This is a genomic window from Pseudomonas sp. B6001 (genome assembly GCF_013386015.1).
Lineage (GTDB): Bacteria > Pseudomonadota > Gammaproteobacteria > Pseudomonadales > Pseudomonadaceae > Aquipseudomonas.
This window is the reverse complement of sequence record NZ_JACAOX010000007.1, coordinates 160,108-182,732: the sequence shown is the minus strand read 5'-3', so window position 1 is coordinate 182,732 and position 22,625 is coordinate 160,108. Positions and strand designations below refer to the sequence as shown.

18 protein-coding genes are annotated in these 22,625 nt (G+C 62.8%); 9 read left to right on the top strand and 9 right to left on the bottom strand.

What is annotated here, in order from left to right; all coding sequences use genetic code 11:
* Nucleotides 1-191: 191 nt before the first annotated feature.
* The gene (locus HX821_RS09910; RefSeq protein WP_003209595.1) at nt 192-1,502 is read left to right on the top strand and encodes an MFS transporter; all 1,311 of its coding nucleotides are present in this window, start codon (nt 192-194) and stop codon (nt 1,500-1,502) included.
* Nucleotides 1,503-1,596: 94 nt separating this feature from the next.
* Here HX821_RS09910 and purT read toward each other — a convergent pair whose 3' ends face one another.
* The 5 genes from purT to HX821_RS09885 all read right to left on the bottom strand — a co-directional run bounded on the left by purT (nt 1,597) and on the right by HX821_RS09885 (nt 4,858).
* Nucleotides 1,597-2,778 carry a formate-dependent phosphoribosylglycinamide formyltransferase gene (gene purT / locus HX821_RS09905; RefSeq protein ID WP_023659130.1) on the bottom strand — a complete coding sequence of 394 codons (1,182 nt, stop codon included), beginning with the start codon at nt 2,776-2,778 and terminating at the stop codon, nt 1,597-1,599.
* Between the two features lie 69 nt (nt 2,779-2,847).
* Nucleotides 2,848-3,315, bottom strand: coding sequence for a hypothetical protein (locus HX821_RS09900; protein ID WP_003209599.1), 468 nt, complete (start codon nt 3,313-3,315; stop codon nt 2,848-2,850).
* A gap of 164 nt (nt 3,316-3,479) precedes the next feature.
* Nucleotides 3,480-3,695, bottom strand: a complete 216-nt coding sequence (locus HX821_RS09895; RefSeq protein WP_087695119.1) for a DUF1289 domain-containing protein — start codon at nt 3,693-3,695, stop codon at nt 3,480-3,482.
* Nucleotides 3,692-4,216, bottom strand: a complete 525-nt coding sequence (locus HX821_RS09890; RefSeq protein ID WP_177035681.1) for a gamma carbonic anhydrase family protein — start codon at nt 4,214-4,216, stop codon at nt 3,692-3,694. The genes HX821_RS09895 and HX821_RS09890 overlap by 4 nt, the downstream gene beginning before the upstream one ends.
* Nucleotides 4,217-4,255: 39 nt before the next feature.
* The gene (locus HX821_RS09885) at nt 4,256-4,858 is read right to left on the bottom strand and encodes a CoA pyrophosphatase (protein WP_076017515.1); all 603 of its coding nucleotides are present in this window, start codon (nt 4,856-4,858) and stop codon (nt 4,256-4,258) included.
* 146 nt (nt 4,859-5,004) lie between these two features.
* Between HX821_RS09885 and HX821_RS09880 the strand changes: the two genes are divergently transcribed.
* The 7 genes from HX821_RS09880 (at nt 5,005) to nagE (ending at nt 13,518) form a co-directional block, all read left to right on the top strand.
* Nucleotides 5,005-5,553, top strand: a complete 549-nt coding sequence (locus HX821_RS09880; RefSeq protein ID WP_003209606.1) for an NUDIX hydrolase — start codon at nt 5,005-5,007, stop codon at nt 5,551-5,553.
* 42 nt (nt 5,554-5,595) lie between these two features.
* Nucleotides 5,596-6,099, top strand: coding sequence for a murein L,D-transpeptidase family protein (locus HX821_RS09875; RefSeq protein ID WP_003209608.1), 504 nt, complete (start codon nt 5,596-5,598; stop codon nt 6,097-6,099).
* A gap of 263 nt (nt 6,100-6,362) precedes the next feature.
* Nucleotides 6,363-7,121, top strand: coding sequence for a GntR family transcriptional regulator (locus HX821_RS09870; RefSeq protein ID WP_003209609.1), 759 nt, complete (start codon nt 6,363-6,365; stop codon nt 7,119-7,121).
* Between the two features lie 10 nt (nt 7,122-7,131).
* Nucleotides 7,132-8,238 (top strand): N-acetylglucosamine-6-phosphate deacetylase, encoded by a 1,107-nt coding sequence (gene nagA, locus HX821_RS09865; RefSeq protein ID WP_087695120.1) that lies wholly within the window; start codon nt 7,132-7,134, stop codon nt 8,236-8,238.
* The gene (locus HX821_RS09860; RefSeq protein WP_023659131.1) at nt 8,219-9,241 is read left to right on the top strand and encodes an SIS domain-containing protein; all 1,023 of its coding nucleotides are present in this window, start codon (nt 8,219-8,221) and stop codon (nt 9,239-9,241) included. The genes nagA and HX821_RS09860 overlap by 20 nt, the downstream gene beginning before the upstream one ends.
* A 36-nt stretch (nt 9,242-9,277) precedes the next feature.
* On the top strand, nt 9,278-11,785 hold the full coding sequence (gene ptsP, locus HX821_RS09855; RefSeq protein ID WP_177035680.1) for a phosphoenolpyruvate--protein phosphotransferase: 2,508 nt from the start codon (nt 9,278-9,280) through the stop codon (nt 11,783-11,785).
* A 74-nt stretch (nt 11,786-11,859) separates the two neighbouring features.
* Nucleotides 11,860-13,518, top strand: a complete 1,659-nt coding sequence (nagE, locus tag HX821_RS09850; protein WP_218167991.1) for an N-acetylglucosamine-specific PTS transporter subunit IIBC — start codon at nt 11,860-11,862, stop codon at nt 13,516-13,518.
* A gap of 179 nt (nt 13,519-13,697) precedes the next feature.
* Here nagE and HX821_RS09845 read toward each other — a convergent pair whose 3' ends face one another.
* Nucleotides 13,698-14,009 carry an NGG1p interacting factor NIF3 gene (locus tag HX821_RS09845; protein WP_087695123.1) on the bottom strand — a complete coding sequence of 104 codons (312 nt, stop codon included), beginning with the start codon at nt 14,007-14,009 and terminating at the stop codon, nt 13,698-13,700.
* A gap of 4 nt (nt 14,010-14,013) precedes the next feature.
* Nucleotides 14,014-17,910, bottom strand: coding sequence for a phosphoribosylformylglycinamidine synthase (gene purL / locus HX821_RS09840; RefSeq protein WP_008438262.1), 3,897 nt, complete (start codon nt 17,908-17,910; stop codon nt 14,014-14,016).
* Between the two features lie 287 nt (nt 17,911-18,197).
* On the opposite strand from purL, the gene mltF reads away from it, so the two are divergent.
* The gene (gene mltF, locus HX821_RS09835; RefSeq protein WP_177035678.1) at nt 18,198-19,658 is read left to right on the top strand and encodes a membrane-bound lytic murein transglycosylase MltF; all 1,461 of its coding nucleotides are present in this window, start codon (nt 18,198-18,200) and stop codon (nt 19,656-19,658) included.
* Between the two features lie 137 nt (nt 19,659-19,795).
* On the opposite strand, the gene HX821_RS09830 is transcribed toward mltF, so the two are convergent.
* Together HX821_RS09830 and ptsP (HX821_RS09825) are read right to left on the bottom strand one after the other, a co-directional pair.
* Nucleotides 19,796-20,092: a PTS transporter subunit EIIB gene (locus HX821_RS09830; RefSeq protein ID WP_003209625.1), complete on the bottom strand. Its 297-nt coding sequence runs from the start codon at nt 20,090-20,092 to the stop codon at nt 19,796-19,798.
* Between the two features lies 1 nt (nt 20,093).
* On the bottom strand, nt 20,094-22,625 hold the full coding sequence (ptsP, locus tag HX821_RS09825) for a phosphoenolpyruvate--protein phosphotransferase (protein ID WP_177035677.1): 2,532 nt from the start codon (nt 22,623-22,625) through the stop codon (nt 20,094-20,096).

Below are 22,625 nucleotides of genomic sequence, written 5' to 3'. Positions count from 1 at the left end.
ATAATCGGGCGGCTTACCCAAGCCCCGCCCGACCGCGTGCTACCCGCACTGAGCGCGTCCAGGCACCGCTTTACCGTGTCTGACCGGTGTTTGCTCCCATCCCGAGCCGCCCCGCGCACAACCCTGATCCATGGGTGTTCGACCAATAATAATCCGCGTCCAAACGCGCAATGACCGTCAGGGATACCTCAATGAGCACCACCTATAACGAGACGGCGACCGCCGCCCCGACCAACTCGACGGCCCGGGTCGCCACCGCGAGCATCATCGGCACCGCCATCGAGTTCTACGACTTCTATATCTACGCAACTGCCGCCGCGCTGGTGATCGGCCCGGTGTTCTTCCCGCAAACCTCCGGCACGGCGCAGATGCTCGCCTCGTTCCTGACCTTCGGTATCGCGTTTATCGCGCGGCCGTTGGGTTCGGCGCTGTTCGGCCACTTTGGCGACCGGATTGGCCGTAAATCGACGTTGGTGGCGTCACTGCTGCTGATGGGCGTGTGCACCACGCTGATCGGCTTGCTGCCCGGTTATGACAGCATCGGGGCCTGGGCACCGATCCTGCTCTGCGTACTGCGCTTCGGCCAGGGCCTCGGGCTTGGCGGCGAATGGGGCGGCGCGGCGTTGCTGGCCACCGAGAACGCCCCGAAGGGCAAACGCGCCTGGTTCGGCATGTTCCCGCAACTGGGCCCGTCGATTGGCTTTCTGGCGGCCAACGGGCTGTTCCTGATCCTGGCCATGAGCCTGAGCGACGAACAGTTCCGCAGCTGGGGCTGGCGCATTCCGTTCATTCTCAGCGCGGCGCTGGTAATGGTGGGGCTGTATGCGCGGCTCAAACTGCATGAAACGCCGGTGTTCGCGAACGCCGTGGCCAAGGAAGCGCCGGTGAAGGTGCCGCTGGTGGAACTGTTCAGCCAGCATTGGCTGCCGGTCCTGCTGGGTGCGGCCTCGATGGTGGTGTGTTATGCGCTGTTCTATATCACCACCGCGTTTTCCCTGAGCTACGGCGTGTCTACGCTGGGTTACAGCCGTGAAACCTTCCTCGGGCTGTTGTGCTTCGCGGTGCTGTTCATGGGCGCGGCAACGCCGCTGGCGGCGTGGGCCAGCGACCGTTACGGGCGTAAGCCGGTGCTGATTGTCGGTGCGATCCTGACCATCCTTTCCGGCTTCACCATGGAGCCGTTGCTGACCCACGGTTCAACCTGGGCCGTGGCACTGTTCCTGGCGCTGGAGCTGTTCCTGATGGGCGTGACGTTTGCCCCGATGGGCGCGATGTTGCCGGAACTGTTCCCGACCCGCGTGCGTTATACCGGTGCTTCGGCGGCGTATAACCTGGGTGGGATCGTGGGTGCGTCGGCGGCACCGTTCTTCGCGACCAAGCTGGTGGCGATGGGCGGTTTGAGTTATGTCGGCGGGTATGTGTCGGCGGCAGCGGTGATCAGCTTGATTGCTGTGTTGTGCCTGAAAGAGACGCGCAATAACGATTTGAACAAGGTCGCCTGATAAACCGCCTTCGGGAGCAAGCCCCCTCCCACATTTTGATTTGCGAATACATTCAAATGTGGGAGCGGGCTTGCTCGCGATGGGCGCGACTCGGTTACAGCTCTACAACAACAGCCTTCGAAGCACGAGTGGCTTTAGCCCGCGCTGCCTCAATCGACTCATCCCGCGCCAGCGCCACGCCCATACGGCGCTGGCCATTCACTTCCGGCTTGCCGAACAGACGCAACGCCGTATCCGGCTCGCTCAAGGCTGCACCCAGGTTGGAAAACGCCGTCTGGGTCGACTTGCCTTCCACCAGGATCACTGCCGAAGCCGAAGGCCCGAACTGACGGATCAACGGGATCGGCAGGCCGAGAATTGCCCGCGCATGCAGGGCGAACTGCGACAAGTCCTGGGAAATCAGGGTCACCAGGCCAGTGTCATGGGGGCGCGGCGACACTTCGCTGAACCACACCTGATCGCCTTTGATAAACAGCTCGACGCCAAACAGACCACGACCACCCAACGCTTCGGTTACCGCCTTGGCAACGCGCTCGGATTCCGCCAGTGCAATCGGGCTCATGGCCTGTGGCTGCCAGGATTCCTGATAGTCGCCCTTCTCCTGACGGTGACCGACAGGCGCACAGAAGGTAGTGCCGCCAATGTGGCGCACGGTCAGCAGGGTGATTTCGTAGTCGAAGTCGATAAAGCCTTCGATGATCACGCGGCCCTTGCCGGCACGCCCGCCTTCCTGGGCGTAATCCCAGGCCTTCTGCACGTCATCGGCGCTGCGCAGCAGGCTCTGGCCCTTGCCCGACGAACTCATCACCGGCTTGACCACACACGGGAAGCCCAGGTCGGTGACGGCCTTGCTGTAGTCCTCGAAGGTGTCGGCGAAGTGGTACGGCGAGGTCGGCAGGTCCAGCTCTTCGGCGGCCAGGCGACGGATGCCTTCGCGGTTCATGGTCAGCAACGTCGCGCGGGCGGTCGGGATCACGGTGAAGCCTTCGGCTTCCAGCTCCACGAGGGTGGCGGTGGCGATCGCTTCGATTTCCGGCACGATGAAGTGCGGCTTTTCGGCTTCGATCACGGCACGCAGGGCGGCGCCATCGAGCATGTTGATCACATGGCTGCGGTGGGCAACCTGCATGGCCGGCGCGTTGGCGTAGCGATCCACGGCAATCACTTCAACGCCCAGGCGTTGCAGTTCGATTACCACTTCCTTGCCCAGCTCACCGCAGCCACACAGCATTACGCGGGTCGCGGTTGGCGACAATGGAGTTCCGATTCGGGTCATCTCAGGTCCTCAGGGGAGCGGATCGTGGGGAGAAAGGCCGGCATTTTACATGAACTGTAAGGATTGGCTTCAGTTGGCGACGCGCTGCCGGCGCAAACGCCAGGCCATGGCCAGCCACACCACGGTAACGCCGGCGAATTTCGACACCAGGGCAGTGCCGGCGACCGCGGGCGTCAAGGCGCCGATCAGGCCGAAAAAGATGAAGGTATCGAGGGGGATACTCAGCGCCGAACTTATCCACAGGCGGTCGTGGAGTGGGCGCTTGGTGATGCTGAACACCAGCCAGTCAATGCATTCGGACACCGCGAACGCCGTGGCGCTGGCCAGGGCGATGGACGGATCGGAGGTGATATAGGACAGCACCAGCGCCGCCAGCATGGCGATGATCGCGCCATGGCCGAAACGGGTTTGCACCATGTCCCGCAGGACAAATACCAGACCGCCCCAGGCAGACCAGATCACATCCAGGTGCGGAGCGGTAGAAAAGGCGAAGTTGATCAGCACGACGCTGCTGATGTAGGCAATCAGGAAGAACATGGGGCGAGGGACCTGTGAACAAGGGGCACAGGGTACTTCACATTTGGAAATATGTCGTCTGGGCGGGCCCTTTCGCGAGCAAGCCCGCTCCCACATTTTGAACGCATTCCTCCAAGATAAACGCAATCAAATGTGGGAGCGGGCTTGCTCGCGAAAGCGGTCTATCAGGCGCCGGACTTCCCCGGAATCATCCACACCAGCCCACTCGCCTTCGCCCGCTCATGGCACAACCCCAGCACTACCCGGCGCTCGGCGTTGTCCATGCGACTCCAGCGGGTGATTTCATCCACCGTCCGCTGGCATCCCGTGCAGATATCATCGTCATCCAGCGCACAAATGCTCACGCACGGCGAGGCGACGGGTCGTTCTACCGGGTTCATTCTTCCTGCTCAACCAGATCACGGGCATACCGCTGGGCGTTATGCACATAGTGCGCAGCGCTGGCCTCGAGCATTTTCTTCTGCACGTCGGTCAGTTCCCGCACCACCTTGCCCGGCGAGCCCATCACCAACGAACCATCGGGAATTTCCTTGCCCTCGCCGATCAGCGAATTGGCGCCGATGATGCAGTGCTTGCCGATCTTCGCCCCGTTAAGAATCACCGCATTGATGCCAATCAGGCTGTAATCGTCGACGGTGCAGCCATGCAACATGGCGTTATGGCCGATGGTCACGCCGGTGCCGAGGATCAGCGGGTAACCCATGTCGGTGTGCATCACGCTGCCGTCCTGCACGTTGCTGTTCTTGCCGATCAGGATCAGCTCGTTGTCGCCGCGCAACACCGCGTTGAACCAGACGTTGGCGCCCTCCTCCAGTTTGACCTTGCCCACCAGCGTGGCATTGGGGGCCACCCAGCTGTTGGGATGGGTTTCGACTCGGGCGTCGCCCAGGCGGTATTTCATAGGTGGATCCTCACGGCAGGAACGATGGCCATCTGGCTCTTAGGTATTGATGAAGCTTTTCGGCGGTCGATGCAGGCTGATGTCGGCATCGTCATAGAGCAGATTGATCAGCTCGACGATCATGATCGCCGTCAGGCCCCAGATCTTGTATTCGCCAAACCGGTAACTGGGCACGTACCAACTGCGGCCCTGGTAATCGATACGGTGGGTATGTTCGCGCGGGTCCTGGCGAAAAAACTCCAGGGGCACGCTGAACACAGCGGCGATCTCGGCGTCATTGGCCAGGTATTCGACGTAATCGGGGATAACGCCTACATAAGGCGTGACACGGATACCGTGCAGGGAAATCAGCGGGCTCAACGGGCCGATGACTTCCACCAGGCCCGGCGGCAGGCCGATTTCTTCTTCGGCTTCGCGCAGCGCGGTGAAGATCAGGTCCGGGTCTTCCGGGTCGCGGCGCCCGCCAGGGAATGCCACTTCGCCGCCATGGGTGGATAACCCGCTGGCGCGCAAGGTCAGGATCAGCTCGGGTTCGTCACTGCGGGTGATCGGCACCAGTACCGCCGCTTCCGGGAAACGACCGTCGGTCTCCAGCGTGCGTGGCGTATGATTGCTTACCCGGCGAAGTAGCTCGTCCAGCATGAGTCATCTCGGTCTGTTGGCTACCTTGCATCATGCACCAAACCTTGCGCACGCCCAACCCCAAAACCCTGGCCATGTCGCTAAACGACAACTTGCAGCCCATACCCGGTCACGCCAAGATAGGCGCACTCTCCAGGAACCCCAGCATGAACTTCTGCAGCCAGTGCGGTAAACCGGTCACCCAGCGCATTCCCGAAGGCGACGCACGCTTGCGTTATGTCTGCGATCACTGTCAGACCATTCACTACCAGAACCCCAATATCGTCGCGGGCACCGTACCGGTGTGGGGCGACCAGGTGCTGCTGTGCCGGCGCGCCATCGAGCCGCGCCTGGGTTTCTGGACCTTGCCCGCCGGCTTTATGGAGAACGGCGAGACCGTCGAGCAGGCCGCGATGCGCGAAACCCTGGAAGAAGCCTGCGCCCGGGTGCGCAACCTGAGCATCTACACCCTGATCGACGTGCCGCACATCAGCCAGGTGCACATCTTCTACCGGGCCGAACTGATCGACCTGGATTTTGCCGCCGGTCCCGAAAGCCTTGAAGTGCGCTTATTCGATGAAGCCGACATCCCTTGGTCCGAGCTGGCTTTCCGCACGGTCGGGCGTACCTTAGAATGCTTTTTTGCTGACCGCCGGCAACAGTCGTATCCGGTGCGCAGCGAATCGGTGCCGCCGCTGACCCAGTTGGCCAAATAACAATCCAGGCGGCACGTAGTCTTTTCAGGGGATACCGTTTCAATGCGTTGGTTGCTTGCTCTGATCTGCCTGTCGTTTGCCACGCTGTCGCCAGCCTCCACCCAAGTGATCCTGGGGGGCAAACCCGTCGAGAAAATCCTGGTGCTCAAGTCTGCCCATCAGTTGCAACTGATTAATGACGGCAAGCCCCTCAGGACCTACCGCATTTCCCTGGGGAAGAACCCCAAGGGCACCAAGCTGATGGAAGGCGACCGCCGCACCCCGGAAGGTTTCTACTGGATCGACTGGCGCAAGACCAGCGACCGCTTCAACCTGGCCATGCACATCTCCTACCCCAATATCAGCGATTCCGCGCGCGCCCGCCGCGAAGGGGTCAAGCCCGGCAGCATGATCATGATCCACGGCACCCCCGACGCCGAGGACTACCCCGAAGAGCTGTTCCACACCCTGGACTGGACCGACGGCTGCATCGGCATGCGCAATGTCGACATGCGCGAAGTCTGGAACCTGGTGAAAGACGGCACGATGATCGAGATTCGTCCGTAATTTCCTGCCGCTCGTAAAATAATTCGAAAAAAAATCCCGCCCCACACGGCGCTTGCCGGTGAATACCAGTTCACCCCGGCAAGCTGCGTGCTTCTGCCCGACACAAAGACCTCTCTAATACCACTTGAACTGGCGCACTATTAAGGCGCCCGTAAACGCTCGCCTGCACCGTTTTCGCTGCATTGACATGGTATTTAAGTGGTATTAGCTTGCGATCACTACCGGGCGACAACACTCCAATAACCGCATCGGAAACCGACACGATGAACCCCATCCTGGCCCTGCGCCCCGACGATAAACAATCGACGCCGCTGTACCTGCAACTGGCCCGCAACCTCGAAGCCGCGATTCATGCCGGCCAGTGGAAATCCGAGCAGGCATTGCCGTCGGAACGTGCCCTCAGCGAGCAACTGAGCATTTCCCGGGTGACCGCCCGCAAGGCGCTGGAAGTGCTGTTCGAACAAGGCCTGATCCGTCGCAGCCAAGGCTCCGGAACCTTCATCACGCCACGCCTGGAACAACCGCTGTCGCGCCTCTCGGGCTTCAGCGAAATGCTCCGGCTCAAGGGGTTTGTACCGACGTCCCAGTGGCTGGAGCGCGACATCACCCCGCCGACCCATGAAGAGCTGATCCGCCTGGGCCTGTCGCCGAGCGACAAGGTCGCGCGGCTCAAGCGTTTGCGTAAGGCCGACGACACGGTGATGGCGATTGAAATGACCGCCATGCCCGCCTCCGTCCTGCCCCACCCGCAGGCCATCGGCAACTCGCTCTACGAATACCTGGAAAGCATCGGCAAACCCATCGTGCGCGCCCTGCAACACATCCAGGCGATCAACGCCTCGGACGAGTTCGCAGCCCTGGTGGGCATCGCCCCCGGCACCGCCATGCTGCTGATGACCCGGGTGGGCTACACCGCCGACAACACCCCGATTGAAATCACCGACACCTACTGCCGCAACGACTACTACGACTTCGTCGCAGAACTGCGCCGCCACGACTATTCCGCTGAACTGCGAATTTAGAGAACTGCCCATGTCCGAAGACAATATCCTCACGCCACACGGCTGGATTCGCGGCCGCCTGGTGCACCAGCACGGCAAGGTCACTGCCGTAGAAGGCAGCCCGTGCAACCCGGCTGACAACGACCTGCCGTACCTGCTGCCAGGCTTTATCGACCTGCACGTGCACGGCGGTGGCGGCAAAGACATCATGGAAGGCACCGACGCCTTCCACACCATCACCCGCACCCACGTGCGGTTTGGCACCACCTCGCTGCTGGCCACCACCATGACCGCGCCGGTGGATGAGATTTCCCGCGTGCTCGGCGAAATCGGCACCTATTGCGAAAGCCGCCCGACCGGCACCGCTCGTGTCCTGGGCGTGCACCTGGAAGGTCCCTACATCAATCCGGGAAAACTCGGCGCACAACCGAACTTCGCTCACACCGCCTTGATGGCCGAAGTCGAAGAATACCTGCGCCTGGCGCCGATCCGGGTGATCACCATTGCTCCGGAAATCGCCGGCCATGACGGCCTGATCCGCGCCCTCAGCGAACGTGGCGTGCGCATGCAGATCGGCCACACCCTGGGCAGCTATGAAGAAGGTGTCGCCGCCCTCGCCGCCGGGGCCACCAGCTTTACCCACTTGTACAACGCCATGAGCCCGCTGCATCACCGCGAGCCCGGCATCGTCGGCGCGGCCCTGGCCCACGCCAAATACGCCGAGTTGATTCCCGACCTGCTGCACGTGCACCCCGGTGCCATGCGCGTGGCGCTGCGCTCGATCCCGTGCCTGTACTGCGTCACCGATTCCACCGCCGCCGCCGGCATGCCCGACGGCGAATACAAGCTGGGCAGCCACACCGTGACCAAGTGCCTGGGCGGCGTCCGCCTGGCCGATGGAACGCTGGCCGGCAGCACCCTGACCATGGACCAGGCGCTGCGCAACCTGGTGAAGATCGGCCTGCCGATCAGCGAAGCCTCACAACGCCTGTCGCAATTTCCTGCGGACTACCTGGGCCTCGAAGAACGCGGTCGCCTGCAACCCGGCAGCTTTGCCGACTGCGTGCGCCTGGACCGCTCCCTGCACCTCACCGACGTAATGGTCGAAGGAGAAACCATTGACTTCAAAAATGCTTGAAGAGGCCCTGGCCTCCTGTGAGGCCGTCGAGGCTCAACTGCAACGCCTGGACCCGCTGCTGGTGGAAGTCGCCGGCCGCCTGCGTCGCCAGCCACCGCAAGTGGCGATGACCATCGCCCGTGGCAGCTCGGACCACGCCGCCAGTTACTTCGCCTACCTGACCATGCAACACCTGGGGATTCCGGTGGCGTCGCTGCCGATGTCGGTGGTGACCATGCTGCAATCGCCGCTCAAGGTCAGCGGGCAAGTGGCGTTCGGTTTCTCCCAGTCGGGACAGAGCCCGGACCTGGTCAACAGCCTGCGCCTGTTGCGCAAGCGCGGCGCCTTGAGCATCTCGATGGTCAACGCCGAAGACTCGCCACTGGAAGCCGCCTGCGAATTCCATGTGCCGCTGTGCGCCGGGCCGGAACGCAGCGTCGCCGCCACCAAAAGCTTTATCGCGACCCTGAGCGCCAGCGCCCAGCTGATCGGCCACTGGAATCAGGAAGACGAGTTGCTGCAAGCCTGTAAGGCACTGCCCGAAGGTTTGCGTGAAGCCGCCAGGCAAGACTGGAGCCTGGCCATCGACGCCCTGCGCGACTGCCAGCAACTGATGGTGATCGGCCGTGGCGCCGGTTTTGCCATCGCCCAGGAAGCCGCGCTCAAGCTCAAGGAAACCTCGGCGATCCAGGCCGAAGCCTTCAGCAGCGCCGAAGTGCGCCATGGCCCGATGGCCCTGATCGATGACAACTACCCGCTGCTGGTCTTCGCCCCACGCGGCGCCGAACAAGCCGGCCTGCTGAGCCTGGCCGCCGATATGCGCCAGCGCGGTGCCCGCGTGCTGCTGGCCGCTCCCGATGACATCGCCGAGCGCGACCTGACCCTGAGCCGCGCCGAACACCCGGCCCTGGACCCGATCCTGGCGATCCAGAGTTTCTACGTGATGGCCGCCGGTTTGGCAGAGGCCCGGGGCATGGACCCGGACCAACCGCGTCACTTGAGCAAAGTGACCCGCACCCACTGAGTTGATTGCAGCGTTTTCCTGATGAGTACCGTGCCCATGTCCCACAATAATAAAGACCTCACCCTCAGCGCTCCCCTCAGTGGGCCGGTGCTGACCCTGGGCGACGTTCCCGACGAAGTGTTCGCCAGTGGCGCCATGGGCGACGGCATTGCCATCGACCCGCTCAACGATTGCCTGCACGCGCCGTGTGATGGCGTGATCATCCACGTCGCCCGCACCGGGCATGCGCTGACCATTCGCGCCGATAACGGCGCTGAATTGCTGATGCACGTGGGCATCGACACGGTGGAATTGAATGGCGAAGGCTTTGCGCTGCTGGTCAAGCAAGGTGCGCGGGTCAGCAAGGGCCAGGCACTGGTCCAGTTTGACCTGGACCTGATTGCGCGCCAGTGCAAAAGCCTGGTCAGCTTGATCATCCTGACCAACAGCGAGCTGTTTGAGCTACGGCCGATCACCTTGAAAACAGTGAAGGTCGGCGAGCCGCTGCTGCATGTGGTTGCACGGTTGGCCGGTGCAGCGAAAGTGATTGATGAGTCGGTCACCGAAGCCAGCGCGACTATTCGCATCACCCATCGTGGCGGCCTGCATGCGCGCCCCGCTGCCTTGATCCGCAAGACTGCACAGGCATTCAGCAGCCAGTCGCAGCTGCATTTCGCTGGCAAGTCGGCTTCGTGCGACAGCCTGATCGGCTTGATGGGCCTGGGGATTGGTGAGCAGGACGAGGTGCAGGTCACCTGTCGTGGCAAGGATTGTGAAGCGGCGCTGCAAGCACTGATCGCTGCGCTGTCGGTGGAAGTTGGCGAAGCGCATCACGCTCCAGTGGCCGTCGCCCCACGCCGCGCGAATACCGAAGCCGGAGTACTGCAAGGCGTGTGTGCCGCGCCGGGGTTGGTCTGCGGCCCGTTGTTCCGCCTGAACGGAATCGAGCTGCCGGTGGACCCGGGCAACAACGTGCCGGATGAACAATTGCAGCACCTGGACAGCGCCCTGGAACAGGTGCGTAGCGAAATCCGCCACACCCTGGACCAGGCCCGTCAGCGCAAGGATGTGGAGGAAGAAGAGATCTTCGCCGCCCACCTGGCCCTGCTGGAAGACCCTACGTTGCTGGAGGCCGCCACCGCCGCCATCGAACAGGGCAGCGCCGCCACTCACGCCTGGCGTGATGCGATCCAGGCCCAATGCGCGGTGCTGCTCGCCCTAGGCAAACCGCTGTTCGCCGAACGCGCCAACGACCTGCGCGACTTGCAGCAACGCGTGCTGCGGGCGTTGCTGGGCGAGGCCTGGAATTTTGATTTGCCGGCCGGCGCTATCGTCTCGGCCCATGAGCTGACCCCATCGGATCTGCTGCAACTGAGCAATCAACACGCCGCCGGTATCTGCATGGCCGAAGGCGGCGCGACGTCTCATGTGGCGATTCTGGCGCGGGGTAAAGGCTTGCCGTGCGTGGTTGCACTGGGCACTGAATTGCTTGATGTGCCCCAAGGCCAACGCGTGGTGCTGGATGCCGCCAACGGCCGCCTGGAGCTGACGCCGGATGATGCGCGCCACGCCCAGGTTCACCAGTTGCGCGATGCACAGAAACTGCGGCGCCAACAGCAGCACGCGGAGGCTCAAGGCACCGCCAGCACTCAGGATGGCGTGCGTATTGAAGTGGCCGCGAATGTCGCCTCCAGCGTCGAAGCCCAACTGGCCTTCGAGAATGGCGCCGATGGCGTCGGCCTGCTGCGCACAGAATTTCTCTTCGTCGACCGCCGCACCGCGCCCGACGAGCAAGAGCAGCGCCAGGCCTACCAAGCCGTGCTGGATGCCATGGGCGACAAATCAGTGATCATCCGCACCATCGACGTCGGTGGCGACAAGCAACTCGACTACCTGCCGCTGCCGTTCGAGACCAACCCGGTGCTGGGCCTGCGGGGCATTCGCATGGCCCAGGTACGCCCGGAACTGCTGGACCAGCAACTGCGTGCCCTTCTCCAGGTCAGCCCGCTGGAACGTTGCCGCATCCTGCTGCCAATGGTCAGCGAAGTCGACGAACTGCTGCACATTCGCCAGCGCCTCGATGAACTGTGCGCCGAGCTGGAACTGACCCAACGCCCGGAACTGGGGGTGATGATCGAAGTGCCCGCGGCGGCGCTGATGGCCGAACAACTGGCCGAGCACGCGGACTTTCTGTCCATCGGCACCAATGACCTATCGCAGTACACCCTCGCCATGGACCGCGACCACGCCGGCCTCGCCGCCCGGGTCGATGCCATGCACCCGGCGCTGTTGCGGCTGATCGCCCAGACGTGCATCGGCGCAGCCAAGCATGGGCGCTGGGTCGGTGTGTGCGGGGCGCTGGCGTCCGACCCGCTGGCCACGCCGGTGCTGATCGGTCTGGGCATCAGCGAGCTGTCCGTCAGCCCGCCGCAGATCGGAGAAATCAAGGACCGTGTCCGTCACCTGGACGCAGCCCAATGCCGGCAACTGAGCCAAAGCCTGCTTAACCTGAGCAGCGCCAAAGCCGTTCGCCAAGCCTGTCAACACCACTGGCCGCTGAGCTGAAAACAACAAGAATAGGGAGACACGCCGTGTACCAATATTTTATCGAAGGGCTGCAACGCCTGGGCCGTGCGCTGATGCTGCCGATCGCGATTCTGCCGATCGCCGGCCTGCTGCTGCGACTGGGCGACACTGACCTGCTGAACATCGCGGTGATGCACGACGCCGGGCAGGCGATCTTCGCCAACCTGGCGCTGATCTTCGCCATCGGCATTGCCGTGGGTTTTGCCCGCGACAACAACGGCACGGCGGGCCTGGCAGGCGCCATCGGTTACCTGGTGATGGTCTCCACCCTCAAGGTGATGGACGCCAGCATCAACATGGGCATGCTCGCGGGCATCGCCAGCGGCTTGATGGCCGGTGCGCTGTATAACCGCTTCAAGGACATCAAGCTGCCGGAGTACCTCGCATTCTTTGGTGGGCGACGGTTTGTGCCGATCGTCACCGGGTTCTCCGCGGTGGCGCTGGGGGTGATCTTTGGTTTGATCTGGCCACCCGTGCAGCAAGGCATCAACAGCTTCGGCGTGCTGCTGATGGAAAGCGGCAGTTTTGGTGCGTTCGTGTTTGGCGTGTTCAACCGCCTGCTGATCGTCACCGGCTTGCACCATATCCTCAACAACATGGCGTGGTTTGTGTTCGGCACCTTCACCGACCCGACGACCGGCGCGGTAGTGACCGGCGACCTGACTCGCTATTTTGCCGGCGACCCGAAAGGTGGGCAGTTCATGACCGGCATGTTCCCGGTAATGCTGTTCGGCCTGCCGGCGGCGTGCCTGGCGATGTACCGCAATGCACTGCCGGAGCGGCGCAAGATCATGGGCGGGATTTTCCTGTCGATGGCGCTGACCTCGTTCCTGACCGGGGTCACCGAGCCGATCGAATTCGCCTTCATGTTCCTCGCGCCGTTCCTGTACCTGGTGCATGCGCTGCTGACCGGGTTGTCGATGGCGATCACCAACATGCTCAACATTCACCTGGGCTTTACCTTCTCCGGTGGGTTTATCGACATGGTGCTGGGTTGGGGTAAATCCACCAACGGCTGGTTGGTATTCCCGGTTGGGCTGGCGTATGCGGTGATCTACTACAGCGTGTTCAACTACTGCATCCGTCGCTTCAATTTGAAGACGCCCGGGCGTGAGGATATTCAGGTGGTGCAGGCTGAGGCCATGACTGATAACCAGCGGGCCGGCGCTTACATTCGCGCGCTGGGTGGTGCGGAGAATCTACTGAGTGTGGGTGCTTGCACGACGCGTCTGCGGCTGGACATGGTGGATCGCAACAAGGCGGTGGATGCCGAGTTGAAGGCGCTGGGTGCGATGGCCGTGGTTCGACCGGGTAATGGCGGGAGTTTGCAGGTGGTGGTCGGGCCGATGGCGGACAGCATTGCCGATGAGATTCGGTTGGCGATGCCTTCGTATGTTGCGGCGCCTGCGGTGGTGGTAGCGCCTGTTGAGAAGAGCAAGCCGGTGAACGTGCATGAGGCCGAGAAATGGCTGAGTGCGCTGGGCGGTCGGGCCAATGTTTTGCAATTGGATGCGGTGGCGATGACGCGGCTGCGGGTGGAGTTGGGGGATGGTTCGGTGTTGTCGGAATCTCAACTGACGGCGCTGGGTTGCCAGGGTGTGAGCCAGCTTGAGAGTGGGGTTTGGCACTTGCTGATTGGTGACAAGGCTTCGGGGTTGGGTGAGGCGTTGGAGCGGTTGGTCAGTGGCCGTGAGGTTGGGGTAAAAGCCTGAATCTTTGCTGAGCATCAGGGCCTCTTCGCGAGCAAGCCCGCTCCCACATTTTGATCGGTGCCCGTCATGGCAACGCGGTCAAATGTGGGAGCGGGCTTGCTCGCGAATGGCCGTGACAGGCAACAAAAAACCCGCTGACCAAACTGGCCCAGCGGGTTTCTTGTTTTTCAACCAGCGAATCAAAAATCCGCCAACTGCCACACCTCATACGCCGGTGTCTCGTACGGATGGCTAAGCTTCAACGCAGCCACCACAGCCACGATCAACTCATCCGCCACCACCAGCTCAACCTTCCATTCTTCAACCACTTCAACCTGCCCCACCTGCCCGATAAACGGCTGGCTGCCGTCCATCGCGCGGAATTGGCCCTGGCCCAGGACCTGCCAGGCGCAGCTGTCGTAGTTGCCGATGCGCCCGCCGCCGGCTGCGAAGACGGCGGTTTTCACCGTCTCCACGTGGCTGTCGGGCACAAAGAAGCTGAGCTTGTACACCGACTTAGTTCACCCAGACGCGAGCGTTACGGAACATGCGCATCCACGCGCCGTCTTCGTTCCACTCTTCCGGGCGCCACGAGTTCTGCACGGCGCGGAACACACGCTCCGGGTGCGGCATCATGATGGTGACGCGACCGTCGCGGCTGGTCAGCCCGGTGATCCCGCGCGGCGAGCCGTTCGGGTTGGCCGGGTAGCCTTCGGTGACCTTGCCGTGGTTGTCGACAAAACGCAGGGCCACAGTACCGGACAGGTCGGCTTCCAGCAGTGCTTCTTCGCTGGCGAATTCCGCATGGCCTTCACCGTGGGCGATGGCGATTGGCATGCGCGAACCGGCCATGCCCTGCAGGAAGATCGAGTTGGATTCCTGTACCTGGACCATCGCAACCCGCGCTTCGAACTGCTCGGATCGGTTACGCACAAAGTGCGGCCAGAACTCGCTGCCCGGGATCAGTTCGCTGAGGTTGGACATCATCTGGCAACCGTTGCACACACCCAGGGTGAAGCTGTCGTTACGCTCGAAGAAACCCTGGAACGCGTCACGGGCACGGCTGTTGAACAGGGCCGACTTGGCCCAGCCTTCACCGGCACCCAGTACGTCGCCGTAGGAGAAACCACCGCAGGCAACCAGGCCTTTGAACTCGTTGAGGTCGACGCGACCGGCGAGGATGTCGCTCATGTGCACGTCGATCGCATTGAAGCCGGCACGGTCGAACGCCGCCGCCATTTCCACCTGGCCGTTGACGCCCTGCTCACGCAGTACGGCCACTTGTGGGCGGATGCCTTTCTTGATGTAAGGCGCGGCGATGTCCTGGTTGACGTCGAAGCTGAGCTTGGTGCTCAGGCCCGGGTTGTCTTCTTCCAGGATCACGTCGAATTCCTGCTCGGCGCAGTCGGCGTTGTCGCGCAGGCGCTGGATCTGGTAGCTGGTCTCGGCCCACTGGCGTTGCAGCAGGCGGCGCTGGCCTTCAAACACGGTTTCGCCGTTGAAGACGATGTTGATTTCACCGTTGTTGATCGGCTGGCCAATCACGGCCACGCAGTCGCCCAGGCCAGCGGCGCTGAACTGTGCGAGTACGTCCGGGGTTGCGTCCTGGCGAACCTGGATAACGGCGCCCAGCTCTTCGTTGAACAGGATTGCTGCGATGTCAGCGGAAGTTTCTGCCAGGCCATCGAGGTTCAGGCTCAGGCCGCAGTGACCGGCGAAGGCCATTTCCACGGCGCTGGTCAGCAAACCACCGTCGGAACGGTCGTGGTAAGCCAGCAGGTGGCCGTCGGCGTTCAGGCCCTGGATCACGGCGAAGAAAGCTTTCAGGTCTTCGGCGTCGTCGACGTCCGGGGCCTGCTTGCCGAGCTTGCCGTGCACCTGGGCAAGGATCGAGGCGCCCATGCGGTTCTGACCGCGACCGAGGTCGATCAGGATCAGGTCGGTGGTGCCCTTGTCCATGCGCAGTTGCGGGGTCAGGGTCTGGCGAATGTCGGTGACGGGCGCAAAGCCGGTAACGATCAGCGACAGCGGCGAGGTGACGCTCTTGTCCACGCCTTCATCGTTCCAGCGGGTGGCCATGGACATGGAGTCCTTGCCCACCGGAATGGTGATGCCCAGCTCAGGGCACAGCTCCATGCCGACCGCTTTCACGGTGTCGTACAGGCGCGCATCTTCACCCGGGTGACCGGCAGCGGACATCCAGTTGGCCGACAGCTTGATGTCGGAGATCTTGGCGATACGCGAAGCCGCGATGTTGGTCAGGGTTTCGCCGATGGCCATGCGGCCCGACGCCGGGGCGTCCAGCAGCGCCAGCGGAGTCCGCTCGCCCATGGCCATGGCTTCACCGGTGTACACGTCGAAGCTGGTAGCGGTGACGGCAACGTCAGCCACCGGGACCTGCCACGGGCCGACCATTTGATCACGGGCAACCAGACCGGTGATGGTGCGGTCGCCGATGGTGATCAGGAAGCTTTTGCTGGCAACGGCCGGGTGGTGCAGGACGCGCTCCACGCAGTCGGCGATGGCCAGGGTCGACGGGTCAAAATCGTCGCCCAGTTCGTTTTCACGCACGGCCGAACGGTGCATGCGCGGGGCTTTGCCCAGCAGCACTTCCAGCGGCATGTCCACCGGGCTGTTGCCGAAGTGGCTGTCGGTGACCGTCAGTTGCGGCTCGGCAGTGGCTTCGCCGACTACCGCAAACGGGCAGCGCTCGCGCTCGCAAATCGCCTGGAAGCGTTCGAAGTCTGCAGGACCTACCGCCAACACGTAGCGTTCCTGGGATTCGTTGCTCCAGATTTCGTGCGGGGCCATGCCCGGCTCGTCGTTTGGAATGTTGCGCAGTTCGAAACGGCCGCCACGGTCGCCATCGTTGACCAGTTCCGGGAAGGCGTTGGACAAGCCACCTGCGCCGACGTCGTGGATGAAGCTGATGGGGTTTTTGTCACCCAGTTGCCAGCAACGGTCGATGACTTCCTGGCAACGGCGTTCCATCTCAGGGTTTTCACGCTGTACGGAAGCGAAGTCCAGGTCGGCCGAGCTGGTGCCGGTGGCCATGGAGGAAGCGGCGCCGCCACCCAGGCCGATCAGCATCGCCGGGCCACCGAGGACGATCAGCTTGGAGCCGACCAGAATCTCGCCTTTCTGTACGTGTTCGGCGCGGATGTTGCCCATGCCGCCGGCCAACATGATTGGCTTGTGGTAACCGCGCACTTCATCGCCACGCGGGGTGGTGATGGATTGCTCGAAAGTACGGAAGTAACCGGTCAGGGCCGGACGCCCGAATTCGTTGTTGAACGCGGCGCCGCCCAGCGGGCCTTCGATCATGATGTCCAGCGCGGTGACGATGCGCTCAGGCTTGCCGTACGGCACTTCCCACGGCTGTTCGAAGCCCGGGATCTGCAGGTTGGACACGGTGAAGCCGGTGAGGCCGGCCTTTGGCTTGGCGCCACGACCGGTTGCACCTTCGTCGCGAATCTCGCCGCCGGAACCGGTGGCTGCGCCCGGGAACGGGGCAATCGCGGTCGGGTGGTTGTGGGTCTCGACTTTCATCAGGATGTGTACCGGCTCCTGCACCGCGCCGTACTGGCGGGTTTCAGGGTCCGGGAAGAAACGGCCGGCGACAGAGCCGACGATGACCGAGGCGTTGTCCTTATAAGCCGACAGAACGCCTTCGCTGTGCATCACGTAGGTGTTCTTGATCATGCCGAACAGGCTTTTTTCCTGGCTCTGGCCGTCGATGTCCCAACTGGCGTTGAAGATCTTGTGGCGGCAGTGCTCGGAGTTCGCCTGGGCGAACATCATCAGTTCGATGTCGTGCGGGTTGCGCTTCAGGCCGATGAAGGCGTTGACCAGGTAGTCAATTTCGTCTTCGGCCAGGGCCAGGCCCAGCTCGGTGTTGGCGGTTTCCAGGGCGGCACGGCCACCACCGAGCACGTCAATCGCGGTCAGCGGCTTGGGTTCGGCGTGGCTGAACAGACCGGCGGCCTGTTCCAGCTGGCTGACGATGATCTGGGTCATGCGGTCGTGCAGGCTGCTGGCGATCAGCTCGGCCTCGGCCTCGCTGAACTGGCCTGCTACATAGAAGGCAATCCCGCGCTCCAGGCGCTGGATTTTGTCCAGTCCGCAGTTGCGGGCGATGTCGCTGGCCTTGCTCGACCAGGGCGAGATGGTGCCGAACCGTGGCAGGACCAGGAACAAGCGGCCGTTAGGCTCTTGAACAGGAACGCTGGGACCGTACTTCAGAAGGCGCGCCAGCACTTGCTGTTCGTCGGCGGTCAAAACGCCAGTAACGTCGGCGAAGTGAGCAAATTCAGCATACAAGCCACTGACAGAAGGTACCTTCTGGCTCAGTTGCTCAAGGAGTTTGCTGTGGCGAAAGGCAGAAAGGGCAGGAGCGCCGCGCAGGATCAACATCTTCGGGACAGCCTCGGGAAGGGGGTGTGCTTTGAGGCCGTGCATTCTAGCGTAAACCGTCGCCAACGGCACCCGAAACGGCACCAGTGGCCGCAGCCGGACGTCAGTTGGCATAAATCGCACGATATCATATGGCCATACAGGCGATTCCGGGCAGTTATTTTAACCGTCACAATCGGCTGCCAAGCCCCGTTTCTGCGGGCTGCAGCCAAGGTTTACGGGCGCTAGCAGACAAGTGCCCCGCTGTCGAGATATGGCGCCGAGGGTCCTTTGCGTATACTGCGCAGATGTTCTCCCCTACTGCTTTACGCCCGCGATGCGCCAAATGGCTCTTCGTTACCGGACTCTTCCTGCTGCTCAGTGCGTGTGTGGATAAACCCAACACGCTCGAGCGAATCAAGGAGGATGGCGTATTGCGGGTGGTCACCCGAAACAGTCCGGCCACTTATTTCCAGGACCGTAACGGCGAAACCGGCTTCGAATACGAACTGGTGAAACGTTTTGCCGACGAGTTGGGGGTAAAGCTCGAGATCGAGGCGGCCGACAACCTGGATGACCTGTTCTCGCAGATCGGCAAGCCCAACGGCCCGGTACTGGCCGCCGCCGGCCTGGTCAGCAGTGAGCAGCGTCGCCAGCAAGTGCGTTTCTCCCACCCTTATCTGGAAGTCACCCCGCAGATCATCTACCGCAACGGCCAGTCCCGGCCGACCACCGCGGCAGACCTGGTGGGCAAGAAGATCATGGTGCTCAAGGGCAGCACCCACGCCGAGCAACTGGCGCAGCTGAAAAAACAGTTTCCCGGGATTGAATACGAAGAGTCCGACGCCGTTGAGGTGGTCGACCTGCTGCGCATGGTGGATGAGGGCCAGATCGACCTGACCCTGGTGGACTCCAACGAAGTGGCGATGAACCAGGTGTACTTCCCCAACGTGCGGGTGGCCTTTGACCTCGGTGACGCCAGCCATCAAGCCTGGGCGGTCGCCGCCGGTGAAGACAACAGCCTGCTCAACGAGGTCAACAACTACCTCGACAAGGTGGAAAAGAACGGCACGCTGCAACGCCTGAAAGATCGCTATTACGGGCACGTCGACGTACTCGGCTACATGGGCGCCTACACCTTCGCCCAGCATCTGCAGCAGCGCCTGCCCAAATACGAGAAACACTTCCGGGCCTATGCCAAGGAAGAAAAGGTCGACTGGCGCCTGCTGGCGGCCATCGGCTATCAGGAATCACTCTGGCAGCCGGCGGTGACCTCCAAGACCGGCGTGCGCGGCCTGATGATGCTGACCCAGAACACGGCGCAGGCCATGGGCGTGTCCAACCGCCTGGACGCCAAGCAGAGCATCATGGGCGGCGCCAAGTACCTGGCCAAGATCAAGGATGAGCTGGACGGCAAGATTGCCGAGCCGGACCGCACCTGGTTTGCCCTGGCGGCGTACAACGTCGGCACCGGCCATTTGGACGACGCGCGCAAGCTGGCCGAAAAAGAAGGCCTGAACCCGAACAAGTGGCTGGATGTGAAGAAGATGCTGCCGCGCCTGTCGCAGAAGCAGTGGTACAGCAAGACGCGGTATGGCTATGCCCGTGGCGGTGAGCCCGTGCATTTTGTGGCGAACATCCGGCGTTACTACGACATTCTGACGTGGGTGACGCAGCCGCAGCTGGAAGGCAACCAGGTGGTCGAAGGCAACCTGCATGTGCCGGGTGTGGACAAGACCAAGCCGACGGAAGAAACCCCGCCGCTGTAATCCCCCGATTCTCCAAACACCACAAAACCAATGTGGGAGCGGGCTTGCTCGCGAAGGCGGTGGTTCAACCAGCACATGGATTGACTGACACACCGCCTTCGCGAGCAAGCCCGCTCCCACATTTGATCTTCGTCGTCTTATAGAGCGGTGTTCAGGCCGGTAAGCAGGTGCACCACCCCACCCGCCAACACCATCACGCCCGGCACGCCTGCCGCCTTGAGCGCCTGCGCATCCAACCGCCCCGCATCCTGCAACTGCACCCGCACCCGGGTCAGTGCTACCCGCTGCTGCGACTTGAGATTCTCCGCCCCGCCCAGCGCATTCAGCACTGCCGGGGCCAACAGTGTTTCGCTCACTGGAGCTGCCTGCGGCGTTTCAAGCACCAGATCCGGCGTCAGGGCCTTCCAGAACGCCCGCTGAAATTTCTCGAACATGTCAGTTCTCCACAACCAATGAGGTTTCAACGGTAGCCGCGTGGTACAGGCGCAACGCCTCGCGAACCTGCGCCGCTTCTTCCAGGCCCAGCACCTGGCGGGCGATGGATTGGCAATCCGCCAGGTCCAGCTCGCGCACGGTAGCCTTGATGGTCGGGATCAGCGGCACGCTGACCGACAACTCATCCACCCCCAGCCCGATCAGCACCGGCACTGCCAGCGCTTCAGACGCCAACGCCCCACATACGCCGACCCACTTGCCATGGGCATGGGCCGCCTTGACGGTGGTGGCGATCAGGCGCAGTACCGCCGGGTGAAAGCTGTCGGCCTGGCTGGCGAGGCGCGGGTGATCGCGGTCCATGGCCAGGGTGTATTGGGTCAGGTCGTTGGTGCCGATGGAGAAGAAATCCACCTCCGGCGCAAACAGATCGGCCATCAATGCCGCCGATGGCACTTCGATCATGATTCCCAGCTTCGGCAGTTCCGTCAGCCCCAGGGCCAGCGCTTCCTCTTCAAGAATCTGCCGCGCCAGGCGCAGCTCCGAGAGCAGGCTGACCATCGGCAACATGATGTGCAGCCGGGCGAAACCGGCACTGGCGAGAATCGCACGGAATTGTTCACGCAACAGTTCCGGGCGCTCCAGGCACAGGCGAATCCCGCGCAGGCCAAGGAACGGGTTGGTCTCGCTGTCCATCGGCACATAGGCCAACGGCTTGTCGCCACCAACGTCGAGAGTGCGCACCACCAGATTGCGCTGCGGCCCCAATGCACGGGCGATGGCGCTGTAGGTGCCCGCCTGCTCCTCGGGGCTCGGCGCGCGGTTGCGGTCCAGGTAGAGGAACTCGGAACGCAGCAAACCAACGCCTTCGCCCCCCAGGGACAATGCCTGCTCCACCTCCTGCAACGATGCGACGTTGGCCGTCACTTCGACGTGATGACCGTCGCGGGTCGTGGCGGGCAACGACGCCTGCTCCACTTCCCGCTGGCGGCGCAGCACTTGTTGTTGGCGGCTGGCTTGCAAGTGTTCGATCTCGGCCAGGTCCGGGTCCAGGTGCAACTCGCCCTTGTCGGCATCCAGCAGCACTTGCTTGCCGTTGGCCAGTTCCAGCACCTGCGCCGGCACCCCGCAGATGGCCGGCAAGCCAAGGGCGCGGGCGAGAATTGCGACGTGGCTGGTAGCGCCGCCGCCCACCGTCACAAAACCCAGCACCTTGCGCGTGTCGAGGCTGGCGGTTTGCGAGGGAGTCAGTTGTTCGGCAATCAGGATTGCCTGCTCCGGCAAATCCCAGGCGCTGTCCTGAACCCCGAGGATCAATTTCAGCACCCGCTGGCCAACGTCTGCCAGGTCGGCAGCGCGCTCGGCAAGCAAGGCGTTGCCCAGGCCCTGGAAGAGCGTGGCGGTGGCCTCGGTGGCGCTGTTCCAGGCGAAGGCCGCGCTCTTGCCCTGGTCCAGCAGGTCGCGGGTTTGTTCCAGCAGGGCCGGATCGTCCAGCAACTCCTGATGGGCGCGGAAGATCTCGGACTGGGCAGTGCCGACGGCCTTTTCCTGTAGGGCTTGCAGCGCCTGATTGGCGTTGTTCAGGGCATGGGTCAGGGCCGCACGTTCCAGCGCTTCACCTTTGCCGGTCTCTACGAACGTCAGTGCCGGCTCCTTGACCTGCACCACCTGGCCGAACGCCGAACCGGGCGAGGCGCACACGCCGCGCAGCAAGGTCGCCGATGAATCAGGCGCCACGGGTGCAGCGCCAGGTTGAGGAGCCGCGACGGTTTCGCCGCAGCCTTCGGCCAGCAAGGTCACCAGCGCCTGGATCGCCGCTTCGGCATCCTCGCCGGCCGCGCTGACTTGCAAGGTGTCACCCTGCACCGTTTGCAATGCCATGATCCGTACCAGCGACTTGGCGTTGGCGCTCTCGGTTTGCTTGTGCAGGTAAATACTCGCCTTGAAGCCTTTGGCCGCCTGCGCCAGCACCGCCGCCGGGCGCGCATGCAGGCCGTTGGCGTTGGGCAAGGTCAGTGGCCTGGAGAACAGAGCGTCACCCTCCTCGTCTTTCACCTCGTCGGCAACGGCTTGCGGCGTGACTCGCAGCAGTGGCTGCCCCACGTCCACCAGGCCCTGCTCGGGCGTCAGCAGCTTGAAGGGCTCGCCACTGACCACCAGCATCAGGGTCAGCAAACTACGGGCATTGAGCGCCACGTAGTCGGCATCGAATTCAATCAGCGGTTGCCCGGCTTCCACCCGCTGGCCTTCCTCGACCAATCGGGTGAAACCCTTGCCCGCCAGGTTCACGGTGTCCAGGCCGATGTGCATCAGCACCTGGACGCCGTTGTCATCGGTGATGCTCACCGCATGACCACTGTCCTGGATATTGCTGATCACCCCGGCCAGTGGCGCGCAGAGGGTCTGCGAGGTCGGATCGATGCACAGGCCATCGCCGATCAGGCGACTGGAGAACACCGGATCAGGCACCTGGTCCAGGGCGAGCAGCACCCCGGACAATGGCGCCAGCAATTCCAGGGATTGGGTTGTGGTCAT

Bases quoted from the DNA above. Each gene is read 5' to 3' on its own strand.
- ptsP (WP_177035677.1), bottom strand. From the start codon at position 22,625: ATGACCACAACCCAATCCCTGGAATTGCTGGCGCCATTGTCCGGGGTG.
- HX821_RS09830 (WP_003209625.1), bottom strand. From the start codon at position 20,092: ATGTTCGAGAAATTTCAGCGGGCGTTCTGGAAGGCCCTGACGCCGGAT.
- HX821_RS09870 (WP_003209609.1), top strand. From the start codon at position 6,363: ATGAACCCCATCCTGGCCCTGCGCCCCGACGATAAACAATCGACGCCG.
- HX821_RS09900 (WP_003209599.1), bottom strand. From the start codon at position 3,315: ATGTTCTTCCTGATTGCCTACATCAGCAGCGTCGTGCTGATCAACTTC.
- HX821_RS09910 (WP_003209595.1), top strand. From the start codon at position 192: ATGAGCACCACCTATAACGAGACGGCGACCGCCGCCCCGACCAACTCG.
- HX821_RS09890 (WP_177035681.1), bottom strand. From the start codon at position 4,216: ATGAAATACCGCCTGGGCGACGCCCGAGTCGAAACCCATCCCAACAGC.
- HX821_RS09875 (WP_003209608.1), top strand. From the start codon at position 5,596: ATGCGTTGGTTGCTTGCTCTGATCTGCCTGTCGTTTGCCACGCTGTCG.
- ptsP (WP_177035680.1), top strand. From the start codon at position 9,278: ATGTCCCACAATAATAAAGACCTCACCCTCAGCGCTCCCCTCAGTGGG.
- nagE (WP_218167991.1), top strand. From the start codon at position 11,860: ATGCTGCCGATCGCGATTCTGCCGATCGCCGGCCTGCTGCTGCGACTG.
- mltF (WP_177035678.1), top strand. From the start codon at position 18,198: ATGTTCTCCCCTACTGCTTTACGCCCGCGATGCGCCAAATGGCTCTTC.
- HX821_RS09880 (WP_003209606.1), top strand. From the start codon at position 5,005: ATGAACTTCTGCAGCCAGTGCGGTAAACCGGTCACCCAGCGCATTCCC.
- HX821_RS09895 (WP_087695119.1), bottom strand. From the start codon at position 3,695: ATGAACCCGGTAGAACGACCCGTCGCCTCGCCGTGCGTGAGCATTTGT.
- purL (WP_008438262.1), bottom strand. From the start codon at position 17,910: ATGTTGATCCTGCGCGGCGCTCCTGCCCTTTCTGCCTTTCGCCACAGC.
- HX821_RS09885 (WP_076017515.1), bottom strand. From the start codon at position 4,858: ATGCTGGACGAGCTACTTCGCCGGGTAAGCAATCATACGCCACGCACG.
- purT (WP_023659130.1), bottom strand. From the start codon at position 2,778: ATGACCCGAATCGGAACTCCATTGTCGCCAACCGCGACCCGCGTAATG.
- nagA (WP_087695120.1), top strand. From the start codon at position 7,132: ATGTCCGAAGACAATATCCTCACGCCACACGGCTGGATTCGCGGCCGC.